Genomic DNA, 8,435 nt, shown 5'->3' on the forward strand with positions numbered 1-8,435 from the left:
TTCTTAAGTTGATGGGTATGTATGGTGACCCCTATTAGACGATAGTAAATTAACGATTTCGGGGTTCAGTTCAACTTTATTCAAAATAAGATTTTTTTTGCAGTAAAATCAATGTTAGTGGAACTTTTTTAAACAAACTTTTTTCTAAATTAACATAAATACTTGTAATATTTAAATTAGTACTATATAGTTCTAGTTATGACAAAGGTAAAATTAATGAATCAAAGACGTGTGATTGAAGTAGCTGCAACATTATTTTTAGAAAAAGGGTTTGCTTATACAAGTATGGATGAATTAGTACGTGTAAGCAAAGTTTCAAAGTCTAATGTGTATTATCACTTTTCTAATAAGGAAGTATTATTAGAAGCGGTCGTTGATTATTGGATTGAAATGTATCAATCTGCAATTGATGACGTACTTTCTCAGAAGCAATTTTTAGTTGAAGATCGTATCCAACTGTTTTTAAAGCAATTATCACAAGGAGTTCAGTCGAGAGAGTATAAGGGGAGCTGTCCATTTATTACTCTTTATATTCAAAGTCCTAAACAGGCCACGCAAATAAAAGAAAAAATAGGTCTTTTTTTTACAGGATTACAAAAGAAAGTTTCTCTATTACTTAAACAAGGGGTAGAGAATGGAGAATTTAGAAATACGATTCATATTGATGAGGTTGCATCACTTTTTATTACAAATCTTGAAGGAGCGTTATTTATTTCAGAAACATTGAAGGATGCAACTGTAATCACGAAAACAGCAGATCATTTTTTAAAATTGCTTCGATAAAAGAAGCATTTTTTTTACATCAAATTAGTACTGAGTAGTACTAAAAAGGGGGATTTTATATGAGAACAGTATTTTTAACTGGTGGAACAGGCTTTATTGGAAAGCAATTAGTGAAAGAATTAGCCAAAGAGGATGTTAAAATTCTTCTTTTAGTGAGGTCGAAAAGTAAAGCAATACGTCTTTTTCAAGAAAGAGGCATCTTAAAAAAGGAAGTTATGCACTTTATTGAAGGTGATTTGACGAAAATAGATTTAGGTCTAAGTGCTGAAGATAAGGAGAGGGTATTGAAAACGGATGTGATTATTCACGCAGGAGGCCCCATGGATATTCAAGCGACAAGTAAAGAGGCAGCTTCCGTATTTTTAAATGGTGCCAAACATATTAGTGAATTAGCTAAAAGTATTCATCAATTGAAGGGCTTGCAACAATTTATTCATGTTGTAGGTTATATGAGTCCCTTTGATGATAAAAATAGCAAGATTGCAATTGATGTGTTTCAAGAAGGAAATAATTATTTGAAAATAAAAAATCCATATGAGAGAACAAAATTTTTAGCAGATCTTTATATCCGTCAGCAGGCATCAGCAGTAGGTTATCCGCTTTCTTTAATTAATCCGCCAACTGTAGTCGGTAGTAGTAAAACAGGGAGTACAGAGCAGATAGCAGGATTAGGTTTGCTTGTGAAGAGTATGCGAAGAGGGCTCATGCCAGTGATTCCTGGGGGTAAGGGATATAGGTTACCACTTATTTCAAACGATGAGCTTGCGAAGTTTATTGTGCAGGTTTTCAGATTAGAGCAACCGACTATTCAAACATATACACTTGTTGAAGACAAACAGCACGACCAGAACATTGCTGAGTTATTAAGTATTATGTCGGAAAGTATGAATATGAGGGCACCAAAAATCTCTGTCCCAATGCCACTTATGAAAGCAATTATGAATAGTGGAGTAAGTAAAATAACAAAAATTCCTTCTGATGGACTGAATTTTATTACAAGACGAAAATTTTCAAATGTTTCAGCGAAAAAAATTATGGGAGGAGATTGGTTTAAGAAGGCGAGTGTAATGAAATTTTTCCCTGCCGTAGTAGCTGATTTGGATTATCGAATGATGTATCAAAATGGCCAACATAATCATTTATTTAAACGAACATTATGCGATAGCACTACCCTTTACCAATTACAAGGAGAGGGTAAACCGTTTATTTTATTACATGGTTTATTGAGTGATGGAGAGGATTTATTTCCTTTAGCACAAGAGCTTCATGAAAAAACTGGTCAACCTGTATGGATCTTGGATCTTCCAGGTTTGGGACGTTCTCCTTTTAAACAAGAGAAAAATCTTCTAGCTATCTATTTGAATGTAGTGAAAAAGTTATTGGAGAAAGCTACGAATGGTGCACATCTAATTGGCCATTCATTCGGTGCATTTATTCTTCTGGAAGCATTGGTACAAGAGTACATAGATAAGAAGTATTCAATTACGTTACTTCAGCCACCTGTTGTTAAAAAAAATGCTAAATCGCTAAATGTTCCTCAATTTATGAACAAATGGACATTAAAATTGGCAACTACTAATTTGATAGGGCGATATTTATTAAGTAATGGTTTGTTTGAAAGTATCGAGAGTATCCCTGAACATTATATTGAAAAAATAAGAAACAGTTTTACTTCTCCTAGAATTTTAAATACTACGGTCCAGCTTAACAGTTTACTACTAAAAAATAATCAAGGTGATTTCAATGAAGTAACAAAGTATAATCTTCACATTATTTGGGGGGAGTATGACAGAGGCTATTCTGCTCCATCGCATCTTGGTAAGGTTGATTTTGTTCCATATGGTCATCATTTTCCTCTTAGCCATCCGAGTGAAACGGCAACATTAGTAATAAAAAATAGTAATACTAGTAGATGAGAGTGTGGGATAAATAAAAAGTGTGTAGTAAGATCGTTGTGTCTTTGAAATAAAATCGTACTGTTTGGAGTCCCGCGAACAAGACGCAAATTTTGCACGCTAAGCAAAAAACAATAAGCTGTCCACATGGACAGCTTATTTACATTATTCTCGTTATTGGAAGTTATTTTTAACTTTTCCTGATCCGAAAGAGTCAATCTTTGTTTTGTTTTTCTAACAGTTGAATAACCTTATCTAATTTTGTGCGACTGAATCTTGCTTTTTGCGATTGTTAGTATGACAAATTATACGTATAATGCCCCTAAACATTGCACAGATAATTACTAAAATAATAGCAACTCCTATGTAATAAATAGAGTTTTTCATAAGATAATTTATCAATAATTATTCTTTTTTCTCCGGCTGATAGGAAAGAATAACGACACCTGAACTGGTCGTTCTTGTTTCGATCAGTTTTAAAGCCTTTGTATCGTTTCCGGTTTTAAAGAGATGCTTTCCGCTTCCCACGATAACAGGATTGACCATAAAATGATATTCATCAATGAGGTCGTGTTGCATCAATGTCTGTATAAGCTCACCACTACCATAAATTAAAAGGTTCTGACCGGGCTGTTCCTTCAGTTTCGATATTTCTTCTACAATATTACCCTTGATAAGATTTGCATTCCATTCGGTTTTTTCCAAAGTTGTTGAAGCAACAAATTTAGGCATGCTGTTCATCTTATCAGCAAAACCTTCTTCATCAGTCATAGAAGGCCAAGCAGCTGCAAAACCTTGATAGGTTACTCGCCCTAGTAGAAGAGCCTCACTTTCAAACAGCAAATTGGATTGAAACTTTGCTACTTCTTCATTGAAATATGGAGCAGTCCAAGCTGGTTCCTCCATGACACCATCTAGTGAGAGGTACATCGATACAATTATTTGTCCCATTTTGTTCTCCTTTAGTTTTAAATTGAGATTTTTACATATTGGTAACACAATTATTAATTCTTCAGCTAGAGAAATTCTCCCTTTTTAATAGTTTCGACAAAATATATTTATGTGTGTTTCGGAATAAACTAATATATATTAATAATTTTGAAATATTGTATAACTTCTAATTTTTATGCATTATTGATTAGAATTGCTTATTGTGCTAAGGAATCAGGATAGTGTGGCGACCGACTAAATAGTTGCTTAGCCTCAATTATTAGAAGGGAAGTTCTATCATTTCGCGAATTTATTAGACATAGACGAGTGCTATAATTTTCTATATATACATAAAGAGGTGACTACGCATGAATCAAAGACCGTCAGAAGAAGAATACGCTGGGAGCTCCGGCGAATATATCCGTTTGGTGCCAGACGGTAACATCATCGACATTCTGCTCGCTCAGGAAAAGCAAATGACCGAGCTCCTGGCATCGTTGACCGAAAGCCAGGCCGCATATCGGTATGCGGAAGGAAAATGGACACTGAAAGAAGTTGTGGGCCACATTACAGACGCGGAACGCGTCATGACCTACCGCCTGCTCCGGTTCGCAAGAGGGGACCAGACGCCGCTGACCGGTTTCGATCAGGAATTGTTCATGCCTCCTTTCGGAAGCTGGACAATCGCGCAACTGGCCGAAGACTACCAGGCCGTCCGGCAATCAACGATCACATTGCTGCGCGGGCTACCGGCGGAGGCGTGGAACCGCAAGGGTACAGCCAACAACCTAAGCATTACGGCGCGCGCCCTCGCGTACGGCATCGCAGGACACGAACTTCATCACATGGGAGTCATCCGAAATCGGTACTTGAGTTAATCGTCGGCTGAGGCCTTTTGAATGGAACTAACACCTTTCATACAATCTTAGATACCGTTCTTATTGGGGCCCGCCCCACAACCATCAACTTAAGGATTTAGACTATTTTTGAAATTGAAAGCACGTTACTATTCTCTTATGTTAATGAGAAAGGGTGACGTGCTTTTTATGATTATGCACTAAAAACAAGAGTTATCTTTATTTGCTGAAGAGTTATATCGATTTTTCTCATTTTGGGGTATTTGTTTTTCTTAGCTTGATGGTAATGGGGCACTACTCTATAATGGTCAAATTAAAATTTAAAACAGTTATAGAGACTCCATTCCTCGGAAATATTGTAACTATTAAGTTGTAAAAAGAACCGTAGTTTTTCATTTTTGAAAAAGCTATGGTCTTTTTTAATTGTAACAAAGATATAATGGGAGGAAGTTTTTTCTAAATCAAAAAAACTTGATGAATTAGTTGCATAAAGAACTAAACAGCGTATATACTATAAACATCAAAAAAATTGATGAAGGGAAGTGAACTACAGTGGCACAAAATTTTCAGTTATATGAGAAAAAGTTTAAAGCGTTGGCTGATCAAAAACGTTTAGAAATCATGTATGAGCTTTGCCAGCGGGGCCAGACGTGTGTATGTGATTTAACAGAAGTTTTTGAAATGACGCAATCTAAGTTGTCCTATCATTTAAAGGTTTTATTAGATGCGGGTTTAATTGTGAAAGAAACAAAAGGTACGTGGAGTTATTATGATTTAAATGATGCGGAAGTAAATAATTTATTATCAGAAGAATTATGCTGTATCTTTAGAAAAACAGGGAAAGGTAGTTGCTGTTAAAATTTTGAGTCATTAATCAAAAAAAATTGATTAATAATATATAAAGAGGAGGAATAAGCTATGAGATATGTTCACGTCGGTATAAACGTTACGGATTTAGAGAAGTCTATTGAATTTTACGAAAAGGTATTTGGTGTGTCACCAGTTAAGGTGAAGGTGGATTATGCAAAATTTTTATTAGAGACGCCAGGACTTAATTTCACGCTGAACGTAAGAGATGAAGTGAAGGGAAACCAAGTAAATCATTTCGGTTTCCAAGTGGATACAGCTGAAGAGATTACATTGCATAAAGAAAGATTAGAAAAAGAAGGGTTCTTTGCACGTGATGAGATGGATACGACTTGTTGCTATGCAGTACAAGATAAGTTTTGGGTAACAGATCCTGACGGGAACGAGTGGGAATTCTTTTATACAAAAGCACAGAGTGATGTTCATAAAATTGAAGATCCATCTTGTTGTACGACTTCTAACGTAGTAGAACAAAATTCTTGTTGTTAATAGGAGATGGAAAATAAAATGAAACGTTTATCTTTTCTAGATCGATATTTAACACTATGGATTTTTCTAGCTATGGCTGTTGGGATTGGTTTAGGGTTTGTGTTTCCTAGTGTAGTAGACGGACTACATACATTACAGGTTGGAACGACGTCTATTCCACTTGCTGTTGGTTTAATTGTAATGATGTATCCACCATTAGCGAAAGTTCGCTATGAGGAAATGGGCCGAGTATTTAAAGATGTAAAAGTGTTAGTTCTATCTTTAGTACAAAACTGGATTATTGGTCCGGTACTTATGTTTGTGTTAGCAATTATTTTTCTTCCTGATAAACCAGAATACATGGTTGGTCTCATTATGATTGGGTTAGCACGTTGCATTGCGATGGTCATTGTTTGGAACGATCTTGCCGATGGAGATAAAGAGTATGCGGCAGGTTTAGTTGCTTTTAATTCGGTATTCCAAATGCTTTTTTTCTCAGTTTATGCATACGTATTTGTAACTGTAATTCCAGAATGGTTAGGGATTGAAGGTGCTATTGTCGATATTACAATGATAGAAGTAGCAAAATCAGTATTTATCTATTTGGGAATTCCTTTTATAGCAGGTATGTTGACACGCTTTGTACTAGTTAAGTTAAAAGGAAGACAGTGGTATGAAAAGGTGTTTATACCTAAAATTAGTTCACTTACATTACTTGCATTGCTATTTACGATCGTCATTATGTTTTCTTTAAAAGGAGAGATGATTGTTAGCGTGCCACTAGATGTGGTAAGAATAGCGATTCCGTTATTAATCTATTTTATTGTAATGTTTTTTGTATCTTTCTTTATGGGAAGAAAAATTGGTGCAAACTATCCGGTGACGACAACATTAGCATTTACAGCAGGTAGTAATAACTTTGAGTTAGCAATTGCTGTAGCAGTTGGGGTGTTTGGTATTCATTCAGGCGCAGCATTTGCAGCAGTTATCGGACCATTAGTTGAAGTACCTGTAATGATTGCACTTGTAAACGTCGCTTTTTGGTTTAAGCGTAAATATTTTAATGATCAACCAGCATAATTTAAAAACAAAGGCGGAAAACAACATGGAAAACAAAAAGACAATCTATTTCTTATGCACAGGAAATTCATGCCGAAGCCAAATGGCAGAAGCATGGGGCAAACAATATTTAGGTGATAAATGGAATGTATATTCTGCAGGAATTGAAGCACATGGAGTAAATCCAAATGCAATTAAAGCAATGAACGAAGTAAATATCGACATAACAAATCAAACATCAGATATAATTGATGCAAACATTTTAAATAGTGCTGATTTAGTCGTTACGCTTTGTAGTCATGCGGATTCTGTTTGTCCATCTACGCCGCCGCATGTAAATCGTGTTCATTGGGGATTTGATGATCCAGCAGGAAAAGAGTGGTCCGAATTTCAACGTGTTCGTGATGAAATTGGTGAACGTATAAAGCGATTTTCTGAAACAGGGGAGTAAATAAAGGAAAGAGTCAATCTTCTATCTTATAGGGGATTGGCTCTTTTTTATTGTACATAGTCATGACTGTATTGGTTCGCATAAATTACCGGAAAATAGAGGGTATTCTATTGAATTGATAAAATTAGAAATCTATTTAATCATGTAGGTGTTCACAAATAATAAATTCATTTAAAAGATAATATAGTTGTTTAGAATTAGAGATGGTATGATGAATAATTACAATATCTTCCTTGTTTTATGTATAATTTAATAAAGGGATTTTTGGATATTGAAATAAAGGGTAGTATATTAGCGCAAGGGGGAGAATGATGGATAAGTTGTTACAAGAAATTATAAATTGGTTAAGGATGAGCGATGAAAAAATTGTTATTGGTATTTCAGGACATGGTGCAGCTGGAAAAACAACGTTTGCTAATAGACTCGTAAATCTACTAAATCAAAATGAAGTAAATTATATTAATACAGATCCTTACATTGTCAGTTCGGATATCCGTAAGCATGCAGTGATTCACTATACATATCAAAATGAAAATCATCGTTATAAAATGACAGCTTGTCATCCAGCGGCACACCATTTGGCAGCTTTAGAAAGAGATATTCAGATGGTTAGAGCTGGGCTGGATTTTTATACGATAGATACGCATTATATGAAAAGTAAGTTGATTTCTTCGAAAAATAAAGTAACGATTGTGGAGGGAATGAGTGCCGCATTTATTAACCCTGATTTATTTGATTTGAAAATTTATTTTTATACAGATGGCGAAACGGAACTAATGAGAAGATCAAGCCGGGATATAGCTGAAAGGGGAGCGGATATAAGTTATTTAAGGCAGTCTCATGAAGAACGACGGATTCAATATGAAGTATTTATGCATTCGTATAGTCAGCGTTTTGATATCATTATCAAAACTTCTGATGAAACAATATGTTTAGAAAAGAATACATTTGAGTTTTATAAAATTTAAATGAAAATCCTCACTTTGTTAATTACATTATGACGGTTAATTTTTCTTACGGGGTACTTGTATTAAACAAATGTATTATTTAATCAATAATACATTCACTATGAAATATCTAAATTTAAAAAAAGATTTAGTAGCCTTCTTTCATCTACATAGATAG

Annotated in this window: 9 protein-coding genes and 1 pseudogene; 8 read left to right on the forward strand and 2 right to left on the reverse strand. The window is 34.8% G+C overall.

Annotation, left to right across the window (positions count from 1 at the left end; genetic code table 11):
- Positions 1-216: 216 nt before the first annotated feature.
- Positions 217-783, forward strand: a complete 567-nt coding sequence (locus tag ABWK52_RS09145) for a TetR/AcrR family transcriptional regulator (RefSeq protein WP_061654899.1) — start codon at positions 217-219, stop codon at positions 781-783.
- Between the two features lie 59 nt (positions 784-842).
- Positions 843-2,699 carry an alpha/beta fold hydrolase gene (locus tag ABWK52_RS09150; protein ID WP_098327583.1) on the forward strand — a complete coding sequence of 619 codons (1,857 nt, stop codon included), beginning with the start codon at positions 843-845 and terminating at the stop codon, positions 2,697-2,699.
- A 193-nt stretch (positions 2,700-2,892) separates the two neighbouring features.
- Here the strand turns inward: ABWK52_RS09150 and ABWK52_RS09155 are convergent.
- Positions 2,893-3,065: pseudogene (locus ABWK52_RS09155) on the reverse strand (DUF4083 family protein).
- 18 nt (positions 3,066-3,083) lie between these two features.
- Positions 3,084-3,629 (reverse strand): dihydrofolate reductase family protein, encoded by a 546-nt coding sequence (locus ABWK52_RS09160; protein ID WP_000529760.1) that lies wholly within the window; start codon positions 3,627-3,629, stop codon positions 3,084-3,086.
- A 347-nt stretch (positions 3,630-3,976) separates the two neighbouring features.
- Between ABWK52_RS09160 and ABWK52_RS09165 the strand changes: the two genes are divergently transcribed.
- The 6 genes from ABWK52_RS09165 (at position 3,977) to ABWK52_RS09190 (ending at position 8,278) form a co-directional block, all read left to right on the forward strand.
- Positions 3,977-4,486, forward strand: a complete 510-nt coding sequence (locus ABWK52_RS09165) for a DinB family protein (protein ID WP_001076316.1) — start codon at positions 3,977-3,979, stop codon at positions 4,484-4,486.
- Between the two features lie 531 nt (positions 4,487-5,017).
- On the forward strand, positions 5,018-5,323 hold the full coding sequence (gene arsR / locus ABWK52_RS09170; protein ID WP_002062841.1) for an arsenical resistance operon transcriptional regulator ArsR: 306 nt from the start codon (positions 5,018-5,020) through the stop codon (positions 5,321-5,323).
- 60 nt (positions 5,324-5,383) lie between these two features.
- Positions 5,384-5,821 (forward strand): ArsI/CadI family heavy metal resistance metalloenzyme, encoded by a 438-nt coding sequence (locus ABWK52_RS09175; RefSeq protein WP_001270993.1) that lies wholly within the window; start codon positions 5,384-5,386, stop codon positions 5,819-5,821.
- Positions 5,822-5,839: 18 nt separating this feature from the next.
- A complete protein-coding gene (gene arsB / locus ABWK52_RS09180; protein ID WP_061654897.1) occupies positions 5,840-6,880 on the forward strand; it encodes an ACR3 family arsenite efflux transporter in 1,041 nt (346 codons plus the stop codon).
- 25 nt (positions 6,881-6,905) lie between these two features.
- Positions 6,906-7,310, forward strand: coding sequence for an arsenate reductase (thioredoxin) (gene arsC / locus ABWK52_RS09185; protein WP_000428354.1), 405 nt, complete (start codon positions 6,906-6,908; stop codon positions 7,308-7,310).
- Positions 7,311-7,621: 311 nt separating this feature from the next.
- The gene (locus ABWK52_RS09190; RefSeq protein WP_000359535.1) at positions 7,622-8,278 is read left to right on the forward strand and encodes a uridine kinase family protein; all 657 of its coding nucleotides are present in this window, start codon (positions 7,622-7,624) and stop codon (positions 8,276-8,278) included.
- Positions 8,279-8,435 lie beyond the last annotated feature (157 nt).

The sequence above is a fragment of the Bacillus sp. AP50 genome, from assembly GCF_040492675.1.
Taxonomy (GTDB): Bacteria; Bacillota; Bacilli; order Bacillales; family Bacillaceae_G; genus Bacillus_A; species Bacillus_A cereus.

Excerpts from the sequence above, each read along its gene's own strand:
- ABWK52_RS09145 (WP_061654899.1), top strand. The coding sequence starts at position 217 with ATGAATCAAAGACGTGTGATTGAAGTAGCTGCAACATTATTTTTAGAA.
- ABWK52_RS09150 (WP_098327583.1), top strand. The coding sequence starts at position 843 with ATGAGAACAGTATTTTTAACTGGTGGAACAGGCTTTATTGGAAAGCAA.
- ABWK52_RS09160 (WP_000529760.1), bottom strand. The coding sequence starts at position 3,629 with ATGGGACAAATAATTGTATCGATGTACCTCTCACTAGATGGTGTCATG.
- ABWK52_RS09165 (WP_001076316.1), top strand. The coding sequence starts at position 3,977 with ATGAATCAAAGACCGTCAGAAGAAGAATACGCTGGGAGCTCCGGCGAA.
- ABWK52_RS09175 (WP_001270993.1), top strand. The coding sequence starts at position 5,384 with ATGAGATATGTTCACGTCGGTATAAACGTTACGGATTTAGAGAAGTCT.
- arsB (WP_061654897.1), top strand. The coding sequence starts at position 5,840 with ATGAAACGTTTATCTTTTCTAGATCGATATTTAACACTATGGATTTTT.
- arsC (WP_000428354.1), top strand. The coding sequence starts at position 6,906 with ATGGAAAACAAAAAGACAATCTATTTCTTATGCACAGGAAATTCATGC.
- ABWK52_RS09190 (WP_000359535.1), top strand. The coding sequence starts at position 7,622 with ATGGATAAGTTGTTACAAGAAATTATAAATTGGTTAAGGATGAGCGAT.